Here is a 21785-nt window from a genome sequence, read left to right as displayed (position 1 = left end):
GTCAGTCAGCGTCGGTCAGGTCCACAGCACCGCGATGAAGATGTTCACGACGGTCAGCAGCCCGACGGCGCCGAACATCCCCTTGTCCACCTTTTCCTCGTCCCGCTTCACGTAGACCAGCGCGAGGATCACGATCAGCACGGCCATCTTGATGCCGATCTTGAGGTTGTTGACGGGATTGTCGTCCGCCTGGTTGAGGCCCACCAGGATGACGCCCGTGACGAGCATCGTCAGCGCACCGTGCAGCATTGCCGGGTTGAAGCGGGCCGTCCCCTGACCCATCTGCTTCATCTGGGTGAGGAAGCCGCCCAGGAGGGAGGCGATGCCGATGATGTGCAGGCCGACGAAGAGATGGGTGAGAACGTCCATGGCTCCGGAGCCTAGCCGGGGCATACCACCACTCCGTCGGCAGGTGGGCAGCAAGCGCCGCATCGGTCACAGACCTGCGTGAAGGGCGCCCGGCCCGGCAGATCACGCAGTCACATACGGTCACCGGCGGCACACTTCCGTCAGTAGCGCACAATCCGTCACCAGCTCGTGACGGCCAGGTTTAGCGTCCTTCGTCAGGTGACCGGCTCCCCACCGCCGTCCGGACCAGGGGCGGCAGTCGGCCACCACCGCCGAGAATCCGGCGGCGGTCCGCTACCCCTGTGCGGACTGCCGCCGGAACCTTAAGGAGTCCCCCTTCGTGGCAGCGCACCGCAAGCCCAGACAGCGCTCGCTCAGTGGCCATACGGCCCGTACCGCCGCCACCATCGCCCTTGCCGGGGCCGCCACGGCCACCGCCTTCGACGGCACGGGACACGCGGATCCGCGGCTCAGCCCCGCCGAGGTCAAGACCAGGGTCGACGCGCTCTACCGCGAGGCGGAGGTCGCCACCGAGAAGTACAACGGCGCCAAGGAGAAGTCCGAGAGCGCCGAGAAGTCCCTGGGCGAGCTGCGTGACGAAGCGGCTCGCAAGACGGAGAAGCTCAACACGGCGCGTGCGGGCCTCGGTTCGCTGGCGGCCGCGCAGTACCGCAGCGGCGGCATCGACCCGGCCGTCCAGCTCGCGCTCTCCTCCGACCCCGACCAGTACCTCGAACGTGCCGCGCTCGCCGACCGGGCGGACAGCCGCCAGGCCTCGGCCGTCTCCGGCGTACAAAAGCAGCTCCAGGAGCTGGACCAGCTGCACACCGAGGCCGACGACACGCTCACGCGCCTCAAGTCCCGCCAGGCGGAGCTGAAGAAGCACAAGAAGACCGTCACCGGGAAGCTCGCCGCGGCCAAGGAGCTCCTTTCGCAGCTCACCGGCGACCAGCGCGCGGAGCTCGCGGGTGGCGGCGAGCAGGACAGGGCCTCCCGCGCCGGCGACCGCAAGGATTCCCCGGGCGCCCTCGGCAAGGCCCCCAACGCCCGCGCCTCAGCGGCCGTCTCGTACGCCTACAAGGCGCTCGGCAGCCCGTACGTATGGGGCGCCACCGGCCCGGACGCCTTCGACTGCTCGGGGCTCACCCAGGCCGCCTACAGGTCCGCGGGGGTGGACCTGCCGCGCACGACGTACGCGCAGATCGCCGCGGGCCAACGCGTCCCGCGCTCTCAACTGCGGCCCGGAGACCTGGTCTTCTTCTACCAGGGCATCAGCCACGTCGGGCTCTACGTGGGCAACGGCCAGATGATCCACGCCCCGAACCCGAGCGCGCCGGTGCGCCTCGCCCCGATCAGCCAGATGCCGTTCGCGGGGGCCGCGCGGGTGGCGTGAGGTCCACGCGGGTGGCGTGGTGAGGCCCGCGCGGGTGGCGTGGTGAGGCCCGGACGGCGGCGTGAGGACCGTACGGGTGGCGCGCGGAGGGCCGCGAGCGCGCGAGTACTGTCAGGGCCATGCCCCGCCGTACGCTGCCTCCGCCTCCGCCGCCTGCCTACCTGCGCACCTGGCCGGACCGGAACGCGCTGCTGCACGACCGGGGCATGGCGCTCGAAGAGCTGCGCAGGCGAAGCCTCGGGATACACCGAATCCTGCTGCTCTGGCTGTTCGCACTCGGCTGCGTCATCGGCTGGGCCCTCCTGACGGTGCCGTTGGAGATGATCGAGGACCACGACCCGACGGCGTTCTTCATGGGCCCCCTCTGCACGATCCTGGGCCTGGGGGCCCTCGCTCCCTCGGTGTTCGGCGTCGTCGTGGGCATCCGCAGCGGCCGGAAGGCCCGCGAACTCACCGACAGCTGGCTGGCGCTGGACAGCCACCCCGCGTCGGACTCCGCTCTGCGCTCCCCCGGCCTCAGCCTCTGCTGGCTCCTGACGTCCCTCCTCGGGTGTGCGCTCGGCCTGTGGGCGTCCTTCGCTGCCGCCGCCTACGCCGAGCCGGGCCGGGACTCCTACAGCGACGTCGTGCTCGGCATGGGCACGGGCCTCATCCTGTGGCTGGCGGGCCTCATAGGCGTCACCAAGGCGGTGGTCCACTACCGCTGGGCGATACGGAGGCTGGGCCCTGTCCCCGCCCCTGCCGTGGACGGCGCGCCCCGCTGACCCCGGCCCGGTCCCACACCGCGGACGTGGCCGGTTCGGCCCGTCAGACCAGCCGCCGCGCGGTCGCCCACCGCGTCAGCTCGTGACGGTTGGACAGCTGAAGCTTCCTCAGCACCGCCGACACATGCGACTCGACCGTCTTCACGGAGATGAAGAGCTGCTTGGCGATCTCCTTGTACGCGTATCCACGGGCGATGAGCCGGAGGACCTCGCGCTCGCGCTGCGTGAGGCGGTCCAGGTCCTCGTCGACCGGCGGCGCGTCCGTCGACGCGAAGGCGTCGAGGACGAACCCGGCGAGGCGGGGCGAGAAGACCGCGTCGCCGTCCTGCACGCGGAAGATGGAGTCGACCAGGTCCGTACCGGTGATCGTCTTGGTGACATAGCCGCGGGCCCCGCCCCGGATGACTCCGATGACGTCCTCGGCGGCGTCCGAGACGGAGAGCGCCAGGAACCGCACGGGACTCTCGGCATCGGACATCAACGGCGCGCAGCGGCGCAGCACTTCGACACCGCCGCCGCCCGGAAGGTGCACGTCGAGGAGGACGACCTCGGGGCGCGTCGTCGTGATGACCGTGACCGCCTGGTCGACGTCCGCGGCCTCGCCGACGACCTCGACTCCGGTGATCGCGGTCCTGCCGATCTCGGCCTGGACGCCCGTGCGGAACATCCGGTGATCGTCGACGAGGACGACGCGTGCGCGGCGGCCTTCCGGGGCACCGCCCGCGGCGGCACCGGTCGCGGCGGCACCGGTCGCTTCGGGCGCGTCGCCATCGATCGCTTCGGACGCGTCGGCCGTCGCTTCGGCGGGCCGAGCCGACTCGCCCGCACCCTCTGTTCCACCCCTGGTCCCCATGGGCCCGCTCGCGTCGCTCATGTCGTCGCCGTCCTCTCCATCTCCAGCTCGACTTCCGTGCCGCCCCCCGGCACCGCGCGCAGCCGCGCCGTGCCGCCGTTGCGCTGCATACGGCCGATGATCGATTCTCGTACGCCCATGCGGTCGTCCGGCACGGAATCCAGATCGAAGCCGGGGCCGCGGTCCCGGACGGACACGAACACCGTCTCTCCTTCGACTTCGGCGAAGACCTGCACCGCACCGCCCTCGCCACCGTACTTGGCGGCGTTCACCATTGCTTCCCGCGCGGCCTGCGTCTGTGCGGTGAGCCGGTCGTCGAGCGGGCAGTCCCCGACTATGACGACCTCGATGGGGACACCGTGCTTGTCCTCCACCTCCGCGGCGTTGCGCCTGACCGCTTCGGCGAGGGTGTCGGGCTCGTCCGCCTCGTCCTTGCCCGTGCCCTGTGGTTTGTAGAGCCATTGCCGCAGGTCGCGCTCCTGGGCGCGGGCCAGGCGGCGCACCTCTCCCGCATTCTCGGCGTTGCGCTGGATCAGGGTCAGGGTGTGCAGGACCGAGTCGTGCACATGGGCGGCGACCTCCGCCCGCTCCTGGGCACGGATGCGCATCAGCCGCTCCTCGGAGAGGTCCTGCATCATGCGCACGAGATAGGGGCCGGCGAGCAGCGCGACGCCGACGAGCACGGCGAGCGCGGCCTGCAGCACGGAGCTGAGATGCGAGGTGGAGCCCTGCAGCACGACTATGCCGCTGACCCCGGCGCCGACGAGCAGCACCCCGGCCGCCGCGCGGGCGATGGTCAGGGTGCGCCTGCGGCGGCCGACGGCCATCCAGCGGGCCCGGCGGGCGTTGTCCGCCTGCCGCCAGACCAGGGCGACACCGGCTGCGACGAGCAGCGTCGGCCAGAGATAGGCCTTGGTCGAGCTGCCCAGATCGACGTTACCGACGAAGACCATGGCGACGACGACCATGGCGAGCAGCGCGACGAGCTGGCCCTTGTCCGGCTTGCGGGCCACGAGTCTGCGGCGTCCGTCGGGTGCCGTCTCGGCGGTGACGGCCGAGGGCGGGCGCATCGCGTCGACACCGCCGACGCCCAGCGGCACGAAGAACCAGAACGCCGCGTACAGCAGCGCGCCGAGCCCGTCCGCCATGAACAGTCCGGCGAAGATCAGCCGCACCCAGATGACGGGAAGACCGAGATGACCGGCGAGGCCGCGAGCGACACCGCCGAGCCAACGACCGTCGCCGCTGCGATAGAGCTTTCGCAGCGGCCGCTCGTCTTCGATGGATACTGCTGCGGCTTCCGGCATGCCACCGATATTCACACGCGTACGCGAGCGCGGGCATCAGGGTCGACCCCCGAGACGTCCCTGATCTCCGACCCCGACGGCCGGGACGCGGCAGTCGGGGCAGGGGCGTCTCAGGGACGATCTCAGGGTTCGTCCAGGGTTGTCCCGACTGCCGCGGCGGCCCCCCGCCCGTCACCATGGACACATGACAGACGAGCAGCCCGCCGGGACGGGCCCGCAGGCCGCGCCGCGCGATTCCTTCGACGCCACGGCGCAGGAGCCGGGCGGGCCGTGGTTCGTGCGGGCCTTCCGCCGCGACCGGCGGCACAAAAAGCTGGGCGGTGTGTGCGCGGGGCTCGGCCAGCACTGTGACATGGACCCGGTCATCTTCCGGATCGGGCTCGCGCTCCTCTCCGTCACCAGCGGACTCGGACTCGTCTTCTACGGCTTCGCGTGGCTGTTCGTCCCCTTCGACGACGAGGAGGAGAACGAGGCGCGCAGGCTCCTCTCCGGCCGGGTGGACGGCCAGGCTCTGACGGCCGTGCTCTTCGCGCTCGTCGGCTGCGGCGTCTTCCTCTCCTTGCTGAACAACGGCGGGGCGCTCACCTTCGCCGCGGTCCTCGCCCTGCTCCTCGCGGGCGCGGGGTACTGGTCGCAGCAGCGCGGCACGACCGACCCCGACCCGGTGGCGGCCCAGGCCGTCGCGGACGCCCCGCCCGAGGCGAAGGCACCGCCGGTGGCCGGCGCCCCGTCGTGGTGGCGGGACCCGATCATCAAGGACGGCACGTACGACGGGATCTCGGGCTACTTCTGGGGGCCCGAGGGAGTGGCCGTCCACTATCAGCCCGACCCGCCGCACGGGCGGATACCGCAGCGGGCACCCGAGCCCACCCCGCGGCCCAAGCCGCGCGGTCCGCGCTGGATCGGCGGCCTCGTCTTCCTGGGAGCCCTGCTCGCCGGCGGTCTCGGCACCGGCCTCACGTGGGAGGAGCAGTCGCTCGGCACCAGCCTGCAGACCGGCCTCGCCCTCGCGCTCGCCGTGTTCGGCCTTGGCATCGCTGTCAGCGCCTTCCTCGGACGCACCGGCGTGGGCTCGATCGTGCTCGCGGTGATCACGGCCGGACTCCTTGCCGGCTCGGCCGCGCTGCCCAAGGACATCAGCACCAGCTGGTCGGAGACGGAATGGCGGCCGGCCGCGGCGGAACAGGTCGAGCCCCGGTACGAACTGGGGACGGGCATCGGCACACTCGACCTCACCCGCGCCGATCCCGGCAAGGGCCGGACGCTGAACACCGGTGCCGAGGTGGGAGCGGGGCAGCTGAAGGTGATCGTGCCGAAGGCGGGCACGGTGAAGCTGCACATCGAAGTGGGCGTAGGCGACATCCAGTTGCCGGACGACCGCAAGGGAGACGTGGACATCGCTCCGGGCAAGGAGAAGTCGGTGACGCTGGACCCGCCCGCGGGCAGCAAGGACGGCGGCACGCTCGAGGTGCGCGTCGAGGTAGGCATCGGACAGGTGGAGGTGACCCGTGCTACGTCATGAATTCCATCCCGGCAAGCTGGTCCTGGGCCTGTTCCTGCTGATAGCGGCCATCGCCTACGCGGGCGACGCGGGCGGCATCTGGGACACCCCGTGGTTCGTGGCGTTCCCGCTCCTCGTCGCGGGTCTGCTCCTCGGAGGCGCGGCGGCAGCCGTGTCCTACGGCATACGCGGCCGACCCGTCGTTCGCACCGGCCGGTCCACCACCCACGCGGCGGACCGCTCGGCCGAGGACACCCCGGACGCCTAGCCAGGGGCGCTCGGACCGGCTCAGCAGCCCAGACGAGGCCAGCAGATCGGGCGAGCCCCCCAGCTCAGGCGAGCCCCGCGCTGTGCCTGCGCCGGGACGCGATCATCGCGTCGAGCGAGAAGACGGATGCCCCGGCAAGGATCAGCGGGAGCCACGCCATCAGGTAGGCCAGATCGTTGCCGTAGTAGTAGGGCTCGGTGGACCAGCTCACGGTCAGCCAGAGGCTGAGCGAGATCAGCGCACCGCCGAGCGCGGCGATCCGGGCGAAGAGGCCGACGAGGGTGCCGATGCCGACGGCCAGCTCGCCGAGGGCGATGGCGTAGCCGAAGCCGACGGGGTTCTTCAAGGAGAGGTCGACGAGGCCCGGGAAGGCGGAGATGTCGCGGACGCCCTCCATCATCTCGCCGATGGAGCCGGCGCCACCGGCGGACATGAAGGCGCTGTCGGTGAGCTTGTCCAGGCCGGCGTAGATGAACGTGACGCCGAGGAAGATCCGGAGCGGGAGCAGGGCGTAACGGGAAGCGCTCTCCCGCCAGCCGCTGCTTCTGACGTAGCTGGTGTGGCTGTCGGTGCGCATGCCGTGAGCCATAGCCCTCGCCGCCTCTCCCGTTGACCCGCTTCGCCCATGGACCCGTCACCTGACGATACGTACGAACAGGGGGGCCTGCTCAGTGGCTTGCACCGAATTCGCGAGGACCGGCCGGGGGCCGGGACGTGGGGCTCAGTCCGTCACGTCGATCGTGCAGCGGTTCGTCTCCACGCCCGCGGCCGTGATCACCTGGACGTCGACGCGCCCGGCCTCGACGTCGACCGGTACCGGGACGGTCAGGGTCGCGTCGGTCGGGTTGGTGAAGCCGCCCGGCACGGGGACGAGCGGCACATGGACGTGCACTGTTCCGATGCGAACGACCATACGGGCGAGGCGATCGGCGGTCTGCGCGCCCGGCGGCACGAATCCGGCCCCGCGGATCTCGATGTCGTCGCCCGTGCGGATGGGGCCGTCGAGATCACCGGCCTCGCGGGCGCGCACGACGGAGAGGATCACCGGACGGCCGCCCTCGGTGTACTTGCCCGTGAGGTATGTCGCCGCCGACACCAGGACGAGGAGGGCGAGCCCCCACGGCAGGTCGGGCAGCTGTTCGGGATGCCGCGCGAGGCGTACGGCGGCGAAGACCATGGCGACGGCGCTGACCAGGACGTACTGCGCGTCCGTGAAGCTGCCGCGGCCCCCGTCGTCGGTGAGCAGGTCGGCGGCTCGCGGGCGGTCGGCGGGCACTTTCTGCAGCCGCTGGCCGAGTACCCGCAGGCCCACCACGCGGCGTACGAGTACGGCGACCCCGCAGACCACGGCGAGGACGGTCACGGCGCCGGCAGCACGGGCGAGGTCGAGCCCGGCGATCAGTTCGTCCCGCTCACGGTGCCCCGACGCCCCGGCGAGCTCGCCCGCGAGGACGAGCACGGCGAAGACCACGAGCAGGACCCAACAGGCGGCCACCGCTCGGGAGGTGGAGAGGCGGTTGTCCTCGCCGAGCAGCGGGGCGATGACGCCGCCGCGCGCCCGGTGCGCATATCCGGCGCCGGTCAGCAGCCCGCCGACGATCACGGCCGCGAGTACTCCGCCGGTCCGGGCGAGGGTCCACCCGGTGCCGATCGCGGTGAGCGCCTGGACAAGGAGCAGTACGCCCACCGCCACCCAGACGACCCCGACGGTGCGCCGCCACAGCAGGCCGAGCCAGGCCTCGCCGTCGGCCCGCCCGCGTTCGGCGACGTCGCGGGCGGACTGGGTCAGCTCGTCCGACACCCACTGCCGGGAAGCGCCCGCCGAGTGGGCGACCGCCGCGGGCAGCCCCTGTCCCGCCGCCAGCTCGTCGCGTTTGGCGAGGAACGCGGCCACGGCACGCCGATGCCCCTCACGCGCGCCGTGCGGGCAGTCGCCGCACGTGCAGCCGCCCCCGTGTGCGCCCTGCCGCGCCTCCTGCACCGCCACCACCGCGTACGCCGCCTTCCCCGCCCTCGTTCGAGCACCAAAACGTGAACTTCCTTGCGATGAAAGGGGATTGTGCCGTACTGGAAGACGATCAGCTGCCCGGGGTCAGGTCAGCGAGGGTGACAACCGCGGCGCCGGGTTGACGGCGAAGGTCATCGGCTCAGGCCAGAAGATCCGGTTCGCTGCGGCTGATGTCCTGCCACAGCGACTGGTAGTTGATCCACGCGACGAGATCGCTGCCGAGCTGCTCGCGCGTGGCCACCGCCTGCTTGTGGCCGATGAGGATCGGGCGGCCCGCGGCCCGCGCGCTCAGCTGCACCTGACAGGAGCGCTCCATCGCGATGAACCACCAGGCCGCGGCGTCGACGGAGTCGCCGACGGTGAGCAGCCCGTGGTTGCGCAGGATGACCGCCTTGTGGTCGCCGAGCGCGGTGGCGATCCGCCGTCCCTCGTCCGAGTCGACGACGACGCCCGTGTAACCGTCGTACAGCGCGTGGCTCTCGTAGAAAGCGCAGGACTCCTGGGTGATCGGGTCGAGGAGTTCGCCGAGTGTGGACAGGGCCCGGCCGTGCAGCGAGTGGCAGTGCGCGACGGCGACGACGTCGGGCCGTGCCAGGTGCGCCTGCGCGTGGACGGTGAAGGCGGCCTGGTTGACGTGGTGGCGGCCCTCGACGACCTGTCCCTGCGCGTTGGCGAGGACCAGATCGCCCACGGTGATGTGCTTGAACGGCATCCCGAAGGGGTTCACCCAGAAGCAGTCCTCGTGCTCCGGGTCCCGCGCGGTGATGTGCCCGGACACCCCGTCCTCGTATCCGAGCCGCCCGAAGATCCGCAGTGCCCCGGCGAGCCGTTCCTTGCGGTAGCGCCGTTCGTCCGCCAACGAGTCGTGCACCGGCGGCATCGCGAACTGCAACCGCTCGACGGGTATCGGTATGGGCGCCTGCATGTGTCCTCCATCCTCGGCTGTACGGAGCGGAAGTTACCGCCGGTCAGCGCAGGAAGACAGGGGCCCCCTGTGAAGAGAGTGCGCACGCGGGGCGCGACGCCGGACGGAAATCGGTGCGGAAAACCGGACGGAAGGTGTCGGGTATCGGCGCGACACTCGCCGTATGACGACGAACTGGGCAGCCTTCGGCGCAGCAGAACCGACCTTCGCGCGTTCCGCCGAGGAGCGGTTCGGCCTGTTCACGCACCACACCCTGGCCACGCTCCGCAAGGACGGATCGCCGCGCACGACCGGGCTCGAGGTCCGCTTCCTGCACGGGGAGTTGTGGCTCGGCATGATGCCGGACTCGATGAAAGCACTCGACCTGCGCCGCGATCCGCGCTTCTCGATCCAGGCGAACCCGGGGCCGGGCACGGAGATGGCCGGCGGCGACATCCGGATCTCCGGCCGGGCGGTCGAGGTAAAGGATCCCGAGGTCATCGCGCGGTACGCGGGCGAGGTGAACCCGCCGGACCCGGACGCGTTCCACCTCTTCCGCACGGAGCTGACGGAGGTGGTGCGGACGTACATCGAGGACGGGAAGTATCTGGCGGTGCAGCTGTGGAAGCCGGGTGCGCCGGCGCGGACGACCAGGCGGACGTGACGAGAAAACGCCGGTGCCGCCGCCCTGCTTCGAGGGACGGCGGCACCGGCGTTCGAGTCCGGGCCCTGAGCGGGCCGGCCCTCAGCGGGCCGTGCGGACTACTCCCACTCGATGGTGCCCGGCGGCTTGCTCGTCACGTCGAGGACGACGCGGTTGACGTCGGCGACCTCGTTCGTGATGCGCGTCGAGATCTTCGCGAGGACGTCGTACGGCATGCGCGTCCAGTCGGCGGTCATGGCGTCCTCGGAGGAGACGGGACGCAGCACGATCGGGTGGCCGTACGTCCGGCCGTCGCCCTGCACGCCCACGCTGCGCACGTCCGCGAGCAGCACGACCGGGCACTGCCAGATCTCGCGGTCGAGACCGGCCGCCGTCAGCTCCTCGCGGGCGATCGCGTCGGCCTCACGGAGCAGGTCGAGGCGCTCCTTGGTGACGTCGCCGACGATGCGGATGCCGAGGCCGGGGCCGGGGAAGGGCTGGCGCTGGACGATCTCGTCCGGCAGGCCGAGCTCCTGTCCGACCATCCGCACCTCGTCCTTGAAGAGCTGGCGCAGCGGCTCGATCAGCTGGAACTCGATGTCCTCGGGGAGGCCGCCCACGTTGTGGTGGGACTTGATGTTCGCGGTGCCGGTGCCGCCGCCGGACTCGACGACGTCGGGGTAGAGCGTGCCCTGGACCAGGAACTCGACGGGCTGGTCACCGGGCGCCTCGGCGACGATCTCCGCCTGCGCCTGCTCGAAGACGCGGATGAACTCGCGGCCGATGATCTTCCGCTTCTGCTCGGGGTCCGAGACCCCGGCGAGGGCGGTCAGGAAGCGCTCCTGCGCGTCGACGACCTTGAGCTTCACGCCCGTGGCCGCGACGAAGTCCTTCTCGACCTGCTCGGTCTCGCCCTTGCGCATCAGACCGTGGTCGACATACACGCAGGTCAGCTGCGAACCGATGGCCTTCTGTACGAGGGCGGCGGCCACGGCGGAGTCGACGCCGCCGGACAGGCCGCAGATCGCGCGCTTGTTGCCGACCTGCTCGCGGATCGCGGCGAGCTGCTCCTCGACGATGTTGCCGGTGGTCCAGTCGGGCTTCAGGCCCGCGCCCCGGTAGAGGAAGTGCTCGAGCACCTGCTGGCCGTGCGTGGAGTGCATCACCTCGGGGTGGTACTGCACTCCGTACAGCTTCTTCTCGTCGTTCTCGAAGGCCGCGACCGGCACGACGTCCGTGGACGCGGTGACGGAGAAGCCCTCGGGCGCCGCGCTGCACGCGTCGCCGTGCGACATCCACACCGACTGCTCGGAAGGGGTGCCCTCGAAGAGCGTCGAACCGGGCTTGGAGACGGCGAGCGGCGTGCGTCCGTACTCCCGCGCGCCCGTGTTGTCGACGGTGCCGCCGAGGGTGGTCGCCATCAGCTGGAAGCCGTAGCACATGCCGAAGACGGGTACGCCGGCCTCGAAGATCGCGCGGTCCAGGCGCGGGGCCTCGTCCGCGTACACCGACGAGGGGCCGCCGGAGAGGATGATCGCGGCGGGCTTCTTCGCGAGCATCTCGGCGACCGGCATGGTGCTCGGCACGATCTCGCTGTAGACCCGGGCCTCGCGGACGCGGCGGGCGATGAGCTGGGCGTACTGCGCTCCGAAGTCGACGACCAGAACGGTGTCGGGGGCGGCGGCAGCGGGGGACGCTGATGGCACGGCGGCGGCCTTCCGGCGTTGAACGTGAGCTTGCGCGTGAGCAGAGGGCTCGTGCGTGAGCAGGGGGTCTGTTTTGTCGATTCTAACGGGCGTGCGGCCACCACCCTCGTCGCATCCGACGGAGCCACGTCTCACCGCATCTGGGGAGCCCCGACTCGCCACATCCAGGGGAGCCACGTCTCACCGCAACTGGGGGAGCCCCGTCTCCTCGCATCCGAGGGAGCCCTGTCTCGCCGCGTCCGAGGGAACCCCGTCTCGCCACATCCGACGGCACCCCACCTCGCGCGTCCGAGTCCCGCCTCGCCGCACCCGAGGGAGCCCGGTCGCGCCACATCCGACGGAGCCCCGCCTCACCGCACCCAGGGGAGCCCGACTCCTCGCGTCCGGGGGAGCCCCACCTCGCCGCATCCGCGGAGCCACGTCCCCGCACCCGGCGGCGCGCGGCGTCTCAGTATCCGGGCCGCGGCGTGACCGTGTTGACCGGGCATGCGCGCGTGGGGGCATACTGGCCTCGTGACCAAGCACCTCAGCTTCCTCTTTACCTATGGCAACCGGCCCGCCGGCTGCCATGGTCGAGCTGCTTGATCCACTGACAAGCGACTTCCCAGGCGCCCCGGGCCGACAAGGCCCGGGGCGTTCTGTCATTTCCGGACCTTGTCGCTCCGGGGCTCTCCACCGAAATCCGAGATCTCAGATCCACGGTCCGAGATCCCAGATCCCAGATCTCAGATCCGCAACCCACGAGGAGCCCCAGATGGCCACCGCCACGACCGACAAGACCGGCGCCCGCACTCCCGAGGCCGCCGACGTGATCGAGGGTGCGCGTGAGCGCATCGACGCGCTCGACGACCGCATCATCGGTCTCGTACAGGAACGGATGGCCGTGTCGGCCGTCATCCAGGAGGCCCGGATCGGCTCGGGCGGCCGTCGCGTCAACCTCTCCCGCGAGATGGAGGTCCTCGGCCACTACAGGGACGCGCTCGGCAAGCCCGGTACGTCGCTCGCGATGACGCTCCTGGAGCTGTGCCGGGGCCGGGTCTGAACCCTGCTGGTCGCGCCGAGGGCCGCCCCGGATCTGAGTTCGGGTCGGGTCTCACCCGTACGGCGCGTGACCGGGCCCGGAGGGACTTCGTTGGTCCCGATGTCCGTACCAGCCAGGGGCGGGCACGGAAAAACCACGCGTGGCTCCGCTGGAGCGATGAGGCGCACACCTCGTGTGCGCCGTGGGACCTCGCTCCAGATGCGTGACCGGACGGCAGGGGACAGCATGCCCGGTCACCCAGGGAACGGTCGGCTTCGGGGACGCCCGGAGCCGACCGGCCTCCGTCCCCCGAGGCACCCCGGCCAGCCGTCCCGGCCCAGTCAGCCGTCCCCGGCCAACCGTCCCTCGGCCCCAGCCAGCCCTCCGCAGCAAGTCGTCGCCCCAGCCGCTCCCGAACGCCCCCATGCGCCCCCAACGTCTACGGGCCCCGGATCTCTCAGTGTCTTCGGCTCATCCGTCCCCTCGGAACGCCACAGCTGTCCCTGTTCGTCAGGATCACGTCGAACCGGTTGCGCGGGTCACGGCGCATCCAGCACGATGCCTAGCAGGACAGGCCACAAGCGCGGCAGTGCACAACTCAATTGCCATTGGTCGAGACCACTAGTGCGCCCCCCGTGCGCCGGGGCGGCCACTGGCGCCACCCCGACTCGCGGCGCACTCCCCCGGCGCCGCTCCGCAGCACCGACGCTGCCCTGACGTCGGTGCTGACAGCCAAAGGGCCCCGCGGATCCGTCCCGCGGGGCCCTTCGGTCTGCCATGGCTGCCTTGCTACCCACGGTGGCTACTTCGTTCGTGCCAGCTTTGCGAGCTGCGCGTCGACGATCTCCTCGGCCACCACCGGGTCGGCCGGGTTTCCGTTCTCCTCCGCCCCGGCCGCCTGCGGGTCGAAGATGTTCACGGCGCGGAAGGCGATCACCGTCGAGCCGCTGCGTACGACCGAGACGCGGTGCCGTTCGAGGAACTCGCCGGAACGGTTCGCGAGCTTGTACGAAACGGCCTCATCGCCAGTGACGGGCGCGGGCTGGGGCCTGGTACCGAAGTAGCGGTGACCGCCGTCCCCGAACGTGGCGCACTTCTTCGACTTCGTCGCCGCACGCAGCGTGTCCATGGTCTTCTCGGCGTCGCCTTGGTCGTATGCGAGCAGCACGACCTCGGTCGTCGTGGTGTTCGCGACATCGGTGCTGCTCAGCGCGCGGCTGACGTGCGCCTTCGACTCCTGCGGGGCGGCGGCATCGAGCATCTCAGCCAGCGGGCGGCACTCGGCCGGGGTCACGCGCGCTTCCCCCGCCGCCTTCGCGGGGGCCTTCTCGACCTTGTACTTCTTCACGTCGCCCGAGGCGAGAGCCGCTTTCTCCAGCTTCGCCACGGTGGACGAGGCGCCGGGGGCCCGAGACGCGGACTTCGACGGCTTCCCGCGCCCGTCACCGGCACCGTCATCCTTACCGCCACCACCGCCGCTCCCGCTGCACCCTGCCGTAAGACAAAGCGCCGCCACCGCTGAAACAGCCACCACCACGCCGCGCGACACAGCTGAATTCACGTCCCCGCTCCCCCACTTTCGCCTTGCGTCGTGCGGAGTCACCCGCACTCCTCCTACGACGGAAGATCGTTACGGGCGGTTCCACCAGCGCCGCGCCACCACCCGTCCGGCCTACCGCCGGATCCTCCGGCCTACCGCCGGATCGCCCGGCCTACCGCCGGATCCCGCACCGACCGCTACTGCCAGATCCAGAACCGGAACGGGCTCAAAAGCACGATGGCCAGTGCCATGCCGCCCATCACGATCACCACGCTCCACACCCGGCGGCTGCGCTCCGAACGCCCGTCGCGCCGCGGGCCGGCCGGCGCGGACCGCCACTCGTCCGGCCGCCAGGCCCCGGCGACCCCCTCTCCCCGCGCCGCCTTGCGCTTCCTGCGCCTGCGGCCGAGGGCCCGCGACTCCGCGGCCTGCCGGAGAGCCTCCTCCTCGTCCAGGCGCCGCAGCCGCTCGGCCACCATGCGCGCCCGCGCGGACGGCTCCTTCGGCGCGGAGGAACGGATGTCGCGCAGGCTGTCGCGCTCGAACCGCTCCCACACGTCGTCCGGCAGACGGTCAGGTATCTCGTCCGGTATTCGATCCGGTATCTCGTCCGGCTTCGCCACGACGCCCCCTCCTGATCCCTTGCTCACGGCGGATCACCGTAGAGCGGGGAATTTCTACGGCACCCGGCAACAACCACACAAGGCGTGTGATCCAAGCCACATAAGAATTCTGTGAGTTAAAGGACAACCATTCACAGCCGACACGGGTCATGCATGCGTAACAACGGCCACACCCGCGTCCCCACCGCGGAGGCCTCCACCTCCGTATCGTCCACCAGGCGGTACGCCGGAACGACTGAGGTCTTCATGAAGCTTCGCCGTGTCATGGCCGCTGCGGCCGCGACTGCCGCCATAGCCCCGATCGCGCTGCTTTCGGCCCCGGCCGCCTTCGCGACGGACGACACCACCACCACTCCGCCTCCGAGCTCGTCGGCCCCCGCGTCCCAGACGCCGCCGGCCGAGACGACCCCGCCGGCCGAGACCACGCCGCCCGCCGAGACGACTCCTCCGGCCGAGACCACGCCTCCGGCCGAGACGACCCCGCCGGCCGAGACGACGCCCCCGCCCGCCGAGTCGGAAAAGCCGACCGAGGAGCCCTCCGAGGAGCCCTCGAACTGCCCGGTCGACGAGGACGGCACGGACGCCGACTCGAAGCTGGAGATCGGCCTCTCGGGTCTGCCCGGCAAGATCGTCGCAGGCAGCGGCTGGCACCAGTTCAAGCTGACCGCCGCCAACCCGACCGACGAGGACCTCGGCGAGGTCCAGTGGCTCGCCGCCGTGGACAACTTCACGGACAGCGAGAAGGAGAAGGACTGGCTCGCCAGCTACGCGCAGATCCAGTACTTCAACCCCGACTCCAAGTCCTGGGAGTCCATCGCGGACGAGGTCACCGGCGGCCTCTACTTCGGCTCCACCGAGCTGGGCGCCAAGGAAAAGGTCGACATCAAGCTGCGCCTCAACATCAGCGCAAAGGCGCCCGCCGGTGACGGCTACGCGCTCGGCCTCGGCGGCTACCTCGACTCCGAGCAGAACTGCGTGCACGAGTCGTTCGCGTTCTACGAGTTCACCGTCCTGAAGGCCGGCAGCGACAACGAGAACCCGGGCGAGGCCGACAAGAACGAGGACGGCAAGAAGCCCACCGGCGGCAAGGCTCCGCTGGGCGGCTCCAACGACATCCCGACCACCGGCAGCCTCGCCGAGACCGGCTCCAGCTCGGCGCTGCCGACCATCGGCCTCGTCGGCGGTGTCGCCGTCATCGCCGGTGCGGGCGCGGTCTTCGTCGTCCGCCGCAAGAAGGCCGACGCCTCCGCGTAAGCACGGGCGTCAGCACGCCGATGACGGCACGCCGGTGACACGGCGTGCCGGTAACGGCACACCGCCGCTCGGCGGCACCTGAAACACGCGAAGGACCTGCGCTCGGAGGGGGGTGCAGGTCCTTTCGCGTACGTACGGCCCGGCAGCGGGCGCGGAGTTACTTCTTGGCCGGCACGGCAGGCATCCCCAGGAAGGGAAGCTTCAGCGCGCCGAACGCGTCCGCCGGTACCGCCGGGGACTTCGGCTCGACGGCGGCGAGACGCACGTACTGCGCGCCCTGTGCGGGGCGGGTGTCCTCGGCGCCCTTGTTGGGCCAGAACGACATCGCTCGCTCGGCCTGCGCGGTGATCGTCAGTGAGGGGTTCACGCCCAGGTTCGCGGAGACCGCGGCGCCGTCGACGACCGAGATGCCGGGGTGGCCGTAGAGGCGGTGGTACGGGTCGATGACTCCGGAGTCGGCCGAGTCGCCGATCGGGCAGCCGCCCAGGAAGTGCGCGGTCAGCGGGGTGCCCATCAGCTCGCCGATGTTCGACCCCGCGAAGCCGTTGATCTCCTTGGCCAGCAGCGTCGCGGCCTCGGTGGCCTCGGGGATCTGCGTCGGGTTGGGGGCGCCGTGGCCCTGCCGCGCGGTCAGCAGCCCCTTGCCGAGGCCCTTCTCCTTGCGGTAGGTGGTCAGGGAGTTGTCGAGCGTCTGCATGACCAGGCCGATGATGGTCCGCTCCGACCACCGGCGGTTGGAGAGCGAACGCACCATCAGCCACGGGTGCTTGGCGACATTGCCGAGCCAGCCCGCGACGCGCGCCCTGCCGCCCGCCTTGATGCTGTACGGCACTTGCAGGATCGTCAGGCCGCCCATGGCGTTGGACTTCTTGCCGTAGCGGACCGGCTCGATGTGCGTGGTGGCGTTCGGGTGGATCGACGAGGTGATCGCGACGCCCTTGGTGAAGTCCGCCTTCGCGATGCCGTGCTGCTTGCGGTAGCGGCGGTCGGTGGTCTGCGAGCCGACCAGTGCCTCGGAGTTGGTACGGGTCAGCGCGCCGAGCCGCGCCGAGATCCGCGGGAGCAGACCGGTGTCCTTCATGCGGTGCAGGAGCGTCTGCGTGCCGTAGGTGCCCGCGGCGACGACCACGTGGCGTGCCGTGAACGTACGCCCCTTGCCCTTGCGCTTGCTGTCGGTGGGCAGCGTGGCGACGGCGTACCCGCCCCGCGAGTCCTCGGTGAGGGTGACGACCGACGTCATCGGGTGGATGACGGCGCCCGCCTTCTCGGCCAGGTAGAGGTAGTTCTCGTTGAGGGTGTTCTTCGCGCCGTGCCGGCAGCCCGTCATGCACTCGCCGCATTCGTTGCAGGCCTTGCGGGAGGGGCCCGCGCCCCCGAAGTAAGGGTCGGGAACTTCCTGCCCGGGCTTGGCCGTTGAAGAACCAGAGGCGTCCTGCTCGTCGCCGAAGAAGACGCCGACCGGTGCCATGTGGAAGCTGTCGCCCACTCCCATGGCCTCGGCGGTCGCCTTCAGGTGGACGTCCGACGGAGTCGTGGTCGGGTTGAGCCGCACCCCGAGCATGCGCTTGGCCTGCTCGTAGTAGGGGTTGAGCTCCTCCTGCCAGTCCGTGATGTCCTTCCACTGCGGGTCGTTGAAGAACGGCGCGGGGGGCACGTAGAGCGTGTTCGCGTAGTTCAGCGAACCTCCGCCGACGCCCGCCCCCGCGAGCACCATCACGTTGCCCAGCAGATGGATGCGCTGGATGCCGTAGAGGCCGAGAGCCGGTGCCCAGAGGTAGTTCTTGAGGTCCCAGGAGTTCTTCGGGAGCGACTCACGGGTGAAGCGGCGACCCGCTTCGAGTACGCCGACGCGGTAGCCCTTCTCCGTGAGACGCAGGGCGGAGACGGAGCCGCCGAAGCCCGAACCGACGACGATGACGTCGTAGTCGTACGACGCGTCGTCGTGCCCGACCGCCTCGCTGTCCGGCTGTTTCTGGACAGAGCTCTCCTGTGACATTGACTCTCCTCGTTGAGAACTGACCCCTAGAGAAAGGCTCTTGAGACGCCTATCGCAGGCGCAGTGACTTCATGACCTTCAGGCTCAGGCTCATGAACGCCGCGTACTTCTCGTCGTCCATGCCGAAGGACGGCGCGAGCGGCATAAGACGCTGGTGCGCGACGGTCTGCGCCTCGGTGTACTTCAGGATGCCCTCGGAGCCGTGCCTGCGGCCGAGGCCCGAGTCCTTCATGCCGCCCATCGGCGACTGCACGCTGCCGTAGGCGGGCGCGAAGCCCTCGTTCACGTTGACCGTGCCGGTGCGCAGGCGGGCCGCTATCTTGCGGCCGCGGCTGCCGTCCTTCGTCCATACCGAGGAGTTGAGGCCGTACGACGTGGCGTTGGCGAGGTCGACCGCTTCGTTCTCGTCGGTGAAGCGGTAGATGGAGACGACCGGGCCGAAGGTCTCCTCGCCGCACACCGCCATCGGGGACTCGACGCCGTCCAGGATCGTCGGCTCGAAGAAGTACGGGCCGATGTCGGGCCTGGCGACGCCGCCCGCGATCAGCTTGGCGCCCTTGGCGACGGCCTCGTCGACGTGCCGCTTGGTGGTCTCCAGCTGCCGTTCGCCGACCAGCGATCCCATCTCGGCGCCGTACGCGAGGGAACGGCCGAGGCGCATCGCCTTCGTCCGCACCGCGAAGCGCTCCACGAACTCCTCCGCGATCGACTCGTGGACGTACAGCCGTTCGATGGAAATGCACAGCTGTCCCGCGGACGAGAAGCAGGCGCGCACCGCGCCGGCCGCCGCCTTGTCGATGTCGGCGTCGTGCAGGACCAGCATGGCGTTCTTGCCGCCGAGTTCGAGCGAGACGCCGACGAGCCGGGCCGCGGCGCCCTGCGCGACCTCGCGGCCGGTGCGCGTCGAGCCGGTGAAGGAGACGTAGTCGGCGTGCTTGACGATCTCGGGGCCGATGACCGGGCCGTCCCCGATGACGACCTGGAAGACCTCGGCGGGCAGACCGGCCTCGATGATGAGGTCGCGGGCCCACAGGGCGGTCAGGCAGGTCTCCGTGTCGGGCTTCATCACAAGGGCGTTGCCCGCCACAAGAGCCGGCAGGGCGTCGCCGATGGACAGCTCGAAGGGGTAGTTCCAGGGTGCGATCTGGCCGACCACACCGCGCGGGTGCCGGTGCTCGGTGACCTTCGTCAGGGTCGGTACGACGCCGGTGTGCCGCTTGGGGTTCAGATACGCGGGAGCCTTGCGGCCGTAGTGCCGCGCGGCGACGGCGACGGCCTGCAACTCCTCGTGCGCGTGCAGCCGGGCCTTGCCGGTCTCCAGCTGGATGAGGTCGAGGACCTCCGCCTGGCGCTGCAGGACCAGGTCGTGGAAGCGGAGCAGGACCGCGGCGCGCTGTCGGACCGGCGTGCGCTCCCAGGAGATCTGCGCGACCCGGGCGCGCTCGAAGGCGGTGACCACGTCCTCGGGGGTGGACTCGGGCAGGTCCGCCAGCTTCTCGCCGGTGAACGGCATGTGGTTCATGGTCCGTCCCGAACCGATCACGTCCCGGGTGAGCTGCGCGATGAGCTCGGGAGTCACCACGTCGGCGGCGGTGCGCGCGCCTTCGGGGGCGGTGGCTGTCGGGTTCGTTCCGATGGCCGCTGCGGTGGCCTGCGAGTCCGTCATGGAGGTGAGCGTAGGCCCAGGTCAGGGTTTTGGGTACCCGTCGGTAATCAGCTTTCACCGCGCACACACATCGCGCCAGCGATCGCTGGCGGTAAAGGTCCTGATCAGGGGCTTAGCGAGAGTTGATCAAGCTGGTCCATCAATTTCGGGAGCCGCCGACCAGCGGGCTCCCCACGCCCAGCCGCTCGCGCGCCGCCTTGAACAGGTCGGTGCCCCGCTTCTCGTGCGTCTTGACGCCCTTCGGCATCCGCACCATCAGGTCGTAGTGCTCCCCGGCGTCGGTGACGATCAGGAGACGCAGCTCGCGGGTGACCATCGGCTCGGCCAGGTCGTCCTCCGCCTCTTCCGTGTACGTGGCGTCGAGCAGGGCCGCGTCCTGGCCGTGGAAGCTGGTCCGGGTGGTCGAGGTGTTCACCTGCTCGTAGCCGACGCCCTCGATCTCCTTGGCCTCGGCATTCGCCCAGGCGAGGGCCGGGGTGGGGGCGGCGGTCGCGGGCTTGGTGACGCGGAGGGAGACGAGGCCGTCGGGCTCGGAGTACTCGACGATGGGGTTGGCCGGGTCGCGGGTGATCTCGGTGTAGGTCGAGGGGACGGAGATCTCGGCGTCGACCTTGGGCTCTTTGTGCGTGGTCCAGTCACCGCTCCCGGCGGCCGGACTCTCCTTGTCTTTGCCGTTGCCGCCGTCCGCCTTGCCGCCGTCCGTTTTGCCGTCGCCCGTCTTGCCGCCGTCCGTCTCCCCGGTTTCCTTCTTGCCGGTGTCCGCCTCCACCTTGGGGTCGCCGCCGTCGCCCAGCGAGGTGCCGAGCCAGACGCCGCCGCCCACGAGTACGGCGCCGAGCACCGCGGCGGCGACGAGGCGGCCGGTGGCGCGGCGGCGCTTCGGCTCGGCCGATGCGGCGGATGCGGCGGCCTCCCCCGCATCCGGCGCGGGGCGAGGAGCGGGCCGCGACTCGGGCTTGAGCCGTACCGTCCCCACGTCGTCCGCCAACTCCCGCAGCCCCGAGGGGTCCTGTACCACCTCACTGTCGTACGGCTCCGGCAGCGCACGCCCATCCGCCACCGCCTCCAGAGCGAGCGCCACCTCCGGCGCACCGGGCCGCAGCGCGGGATCCCTGGACAGCAACCGCTCGATCAGCGGGCCCAGTTCGCCCGCTCTGACCAGCGGCGGCACCTCCGCCGCGAGCACGGCGGCCAGGGTGGACTCCACCGTCGTACGCCGGAAAGGGGACCAGCCCTCCACGGCCGAGTAGAGCAGCACACCCAGGGACCACAGGTCGGACTCGGGTCCCGCCGTGCTGCCCGACATCCGCTCGGGCGCGATGAACTCGAGCGAGCCGACGAACTCGCCGCTGACCGTGAGCGACTCCTCGCCCTGGATGTGCGCGATGCCGAAGTCGGTGAGGACGACACGGCCGTGCGACCCGATGAGTACGTTCGCGGGCTTCACGTCACGGTGCACGATGCCCTTGGCGTGCGCGGCGGCAAGCGCGCCCACCACCGCGAGGCCGATCCGCGCGGACTCGGCGGGCGGCAGCGCGCCCCGCTTGAGCAGCTCGTGCAGCGAGTCGCCGCGGATCAACTCCATGACGATCCAAGGCAGTTCGTCTTCCACGACCACGTCGTGGATCGCCACCGCCGCCGGGTGCTCCACCCGCGCGGCGGCCCGCGCCTCCCGCTGCAGCCTGGCGTACATGCGCCGCTGCGCCGCGTCGTGCGGATCCCCCGGCAGCCGGGGCTGCTTGACCGCGACGTCCCGCCCGACCAGTTCGTCGACGGCACGCCATACGGTGCCCATGCCACCGGACCCGATGCGTTCCGCGAGGCGGTAGCGGCCGCCGATCAGACGTCCGCCGCTGTGGCGACCCCCGTCAGTACTCATGTGCCATAAGTACCGTGCGGGGGCCCCGGAGATCAGCACGGTGATCCACCTGTGACTCGCTCACCGGCGTGACGCGGCGAGACCTCGCACTCCGGGGCGGGCGTGGAGTGT

19 protein-coding genes are annotated in these 21785 nt (G+C 70.7%); 7 read left to right on the top strand and 12 right to left on the bottom strand.

The window, feature by feature from the left end:
- Window positions 1-15: 15 nt before the first annotated feature.
- The gene (locus IE226_RS29685; protein WP_190084477.1) at window positions 16-369 is read right to left on the bottom strand and encodes a hypothetical protein; all 354 of its coding nucleotides are present in this window, start codon (window positions 367-369) and stop codon (window positions 16-18) included.
- 319 nt (window positions 370-688) lie between these two features.
- Between IE226_RS29685 and IE226_RS29680 the strand changes: the two genes are divergently transcribed.
- Window positions 689-1741 carry a C40 family peptidase gene (locus IE226_RS29680; RefSeq protein WP_190084476.1) on the top strand — a complete coding sequence of 351 codons (1053 nt, stop codon included), beginning with the start codon at window positions 689-691 and terminating at the stop codon, window positions 1739-1741.
- A 119-nt stretch (window positions 1742-1860) separates the two neighbouring features.
- Window positions 1861-2505 (top strand): hypothetical protein, encoded by a 645-nt coding sequence (locus IE226_RS29675; protein ID WP_190084475.1) that lies wholly within the window; start codon window positions 1861-1863, stop codon window positions 2503-2505.
- A 43-nt stretch (window positions 2506-2548) separates the two neighbouring features.
- Here the strand turns inward: IE226_RS29675 and IE226_RS29670 are convergent, their stop codons facing one another.
- Window positions 2549-3379 (bottom strand): LuxR C-terminal-related transcriptional regulator, encoded by an 831-nt coding sequence (locus IE226_RS29670; protein ID WP_308429565.1) that lies wholly within the window; start codon window positions 3377-3379, stop codon window positions 2549-2551.
- Window positions 3376-4665 carry an ATP-binding protein gene (locus IE226_RS29665; RefSeq protein ID WP_190084474.1) on the bottom strand — a complete coding sequence of 430 codons (1290 nt, stop codon included), beginning with the start codon at window positions 4663-4665 and terminating at the stop codon, window positions 3376-3378. Before IE226_RS29665 ends, IE226_RS29670 begins: the two co-directional genes overlap by 4 nt.
- A gap of 184 nt (window positions 4666-4849) precedes the next feature.
- Here IE226_RS29665 and IE226_RS29660 point away from each other — a divergent pair, with 184 nt between their 5' ends.
- Entirely contained in the window at window positions 4850-6187 is a 1338-nt protein-coding gene (locus IE226_RS29660) for a PspC domain-containing protein (protein WP_190084473.1), read from the top strand.
- Window positions 6174-6434 carry a hypothetical protein gene (locus IE226_RS29655; protein ID WP_190084472.1) on the top strand — a complete coding sequence of 87 codons (261 nt, stop codon included), beginning with the start codon at window positions 6174-6176 and terminating at the stop codon, window positions 6432-6434. The genes IE226_RS29660 and IE226_RS29655 overlap by 14 nt, the downstream gene beginning before the upstream one ends.
- Before the next feature lie 64 nt (window positions 6435-6498).
- Here the strand turns inward: IE226_RS29655 and IE226_RS29650 are convergent, their stop codons facing one another.
- The 3 genes from IE226_RS29650 to IE226_RS29640 all read right to left on the bottom strand — a co-directional run bounded on the left by IE226_RS29650 (window position 6499) and on the right by IE226_RS29640 (window position 9367).
- The gene (locus IE226_RS29650; RefSeq protein ID WP_190084471.1) at window positions 6499-7023 is read right to left on the bottom strand and encodes a DoxX family protein; all 525 of its coding nucleotides are present in this window, start codon (window positions 7021-7023) and stop codon (window positions 6499-6501) included.
- 132 nt (window positions 7024-7155) lie between these two features.
- The gene (locus IE226_RS29645; RefSeq protein WP_190084549.1) at window positions 7156-8421 is read right to left on the bottom strand and encodes a hypothetical protein; all 1266 of its coding nucleotides are present in this window, start codon (window positions 8419-8421) and stop codon (window positions 7156-7158) included.
- Between the two features lie 160 nt (window positions 8422-8581).
- Window positions 8582-9367, bottom strand: coding sequence for a class II aldolase/adducin family protein (locus IE226_RS29640; protein WP_190084470.1), 786 nt, complete (start codon window positions 9365-9367; stop codon window positions 8582-8584).
- Between the two features lie 163 nt (window positions 9368-9530).
- On the opposite strand from IE226_RS29640, the gene IE226_RS29635 reads away from it, so the two are divergent.
- Window positions 9531-10010, top strand: a complete 480-nt coding sequence (locus tag IE226_RS29635) for a pyridoxamine 5'-phosphate oxidase family protein (protein WP_190084469.1) — start codon at window positions 9531-9533, stop codon at window positions 10008-10010.
- Between the two features lie 98 nt (window positions 10011-10108).
- Here the strand turns inward: IE226_RS29635 and guaA are convergent, their stop codons facing one another.
- The gene (gene guaA / locus IE226_RS29630) at window positions 10109-11695 is read right to left on the bottom strand and encodes a glutamine-hydrolyzing GMP synthase (RefSeq protein WP_190084468.1); all 1587 of its coding nucleotides are present in this window, start codon (window positions 11693-11695) and stop codon (window positions 10109-10111) included.
- A gap of 544 nt (window positions 11696-12239) precedes the next feature.
- On the opposite strand from guaA, the gene IE226_RS44920 reads away from it, so the two are divergent.
- Window positions 12240-12737: a chorismate mutase gene (locus IE226_RS44920; protein ID WP_308429564.1), complete on the top strand. Its 498-nt coding sequence runs from the start codon at window positions 12240-12242 to the stop codon at window positions 12735-12737.
- A gap of 781 nt (window positions 12738-13518) precedes the next feature.
- On the opposite strand, the gene IE226_RS29620 is transcribed toward IE226_RS44920, so the two are convergent.
- Window positions 13519-14103 carry a hypothetical protein gene (locus IE226_RS29620; RefSeq protein WP_190084466.1) on the bottom strand — a complete coding sequence of 195 codons (585 nt, stop codon included), beginning with the start codon at window positions 14101-14103 and terminating at the stop codon, window positions 13519-13521.
- Between the two features lie 350 nt (window positions 14104-14453).
- Window positions 14454-14906, bottom strand: a complete 453-nt coding sequence (locus tag IE226_RS29615) for a hypothetical protein (protein ID WP_229871609.1) — start codon at window positions 14904-14906, stop codon at window positions 14454-14456.
- A gap of 219 nt (window positions 14907-15125) precedes the next feature.
- On the opposite strand from IE226_RS29615, the gene IE226_RS29610 reads away from it, so the two are divergent.
- Window positions 15126-16133: an LAETG motif-containing sortase-dependent surface protein gene (locus tag IE226_RS29610; RefSeq protein ID WP_229871608.1), complete on the top strand. Its 1008-nt coding sequence runs from the start codon at window positions 15126-15128 to the stop codon at window positions 16131-16133.
- A 157-nt stretch (window positions 16134-16290) separates the two neighbouring features.
- Here IE226_RS29610 and IE226_RS29605 read toward each other — a convergent pair whose 3' ends face one another.
- The 3 genes from IE226_RS29605 to IE226_RS29595 form a co-directional block, all read right to left on the bottom strand.
- Entirely contained in the window at window positions 16291-18129 is a 1839-nt protein-coding gene (locus IE226_RS29605; RefSeq protein ID WP_190084465.1) for a GMC family oxidoreductase, read from the bottom strand.
- A 49-nt stretch (window positions 18130-18178) separates the two neighbouring features.
- Window positions 18179-19795 carry a succinic semialdehyde dehydrogenase gene (locus tag IE226_RS29600; protein ID WP_190084464.1) on the bottom strand — a complete coding sequence of 539 codons (1617 nt, stop codon included), beginning with the start codon at window positions 19793-19795 and terminating at the stop codon, window positions 18179-18181.
- Window positions 19796-19934: 139 nt separating this feature from the next.
- Window positions 19935-21674 carry a serine/threonine-protein kinase gene (locus IE226_RS29595; RefSeq protein ID WP_190084463.1) on the bottom strand — a complete coding sequence of 580 codons (1740 nt, stop codon included), beginning with the start codon at window positions 21672-21674 and terminating at the stop codon, window positions 19935-19937.
- Window positions 21675-21785: the final 111 nt, after the last annotated feature.

Origin of the sequence: Streptomyces longisporoflavus, assembly GCF_014649775.1 — a bacterium.
Taxonomy (GTDB): Bacteria; Actinomycetota; Actinomycetes; order Streptomycetales; family Streptomycetaceae; genus Streptomyces; species Streptomyces longisporoflavus.
This window is presented reverse-complemented; position numbering and strand designations above follow the sequence as displayed.

What these genes read in the sequence shown, in the direction of transcription:
- IE226_RS29635 (WP_190084469.1), top strand. Translation starts at nt 9,531, where the DNA reads ATGACGACGAACTGGGCAGCCTTCGGCGCAGCAGAACCGACCTTCGCG.
- IE226_RS29660 (WP_190084473.1), top strand. Translation starts at nt 4,850, where the DNA reads ATGACAGACGAGCAGCCCGCCGGGACGGGCCCGCAGGCCGCGCCGCGC.
- IE226_RS44920 (WP_308429564.1), top strand. Translation starts at nt 12,240, where the DNA reads ATGGCAACCGGCCCGCCGGCTGCCATGGTCGAGCTGCTTGATCCACTG.
- IE226_RS29605 (WP_190084465.1), bottom strand. Translation starts at nt 18,129, where the DNA reads ATGTCACAGGAGAGCTCTGTCCAGAAACAGCCGGACAGCGAGGCGGTC.
- IE226_RS29600 (WP_190084464.1), bottom strand. Translation starts at nt 19,795, where the DNA reads ATGACGGACTCGCAGGCCACCGCAGCGGCCATCGGAACGAACCCGACA.
- IE226_RS29670 (WP_308429565.1), bottom strand. Translation starts at nt 3,379, where the DNA reads ATGAGCGACGCGAGCGGGCCCATGGGGACCAGGGGTGGAACAGAGGGT.
- IE226_RS29685 (WP_190084477.1), bottom strand. Translation starts at nt 369, where the DNA reads ATGGACGTTCTCACCCATCTCTTCGTCGGCCTGCACATCATCGGCATC.
- IE226_RS29675 (WP_190084475.1), top strand. Translation starts at nt 1,861, where the DNA reads ATGCCCCGCCGTACGCTGCCTCCGCCTCCGCCGCCTGCCTACCTGCGC.
- IE226_RS29650 (WP_190084471.1), bottom strand. Translation starts at nt 7,023, where the DNA reads ATGGCTCACGGCATGCGCACCGACAGCCACACCAGCTACGTCAGAAGC.
- IE226_RS29640 (WP_190084470.1), bottom strand. Translation starts at nt 9,367, where the DNA reads ATGCAGGCGCCCATACCGATACCCGTCGAGCGGTTGCAGTTCGCGATG.
- IE226_RS29610 (WP_229871608.1), top strand. Translation starts at nt 15,126, where the DNA reads ATGAAGCTTCGCCGTGTCATGGCCGCTGCGGCCGCGACTGCCGCCATA.
- IE226_RS29665 (WP_190084474.1), bottom strand. Translation starts at nt 4,665, where the DNA reads ATGCCGGAAGCCGCAGCAGTATCCATCGAAGACGAGCGGCCGCTGCGA.
- IE226_RS29595 (WP_190084463.1), bottom strand. Translation starts at nt 21,674, where the DNA reads ATGAGTACTGACGGGGGTCGCCACAGCGGCGGACGTCTGATCGGCGGC.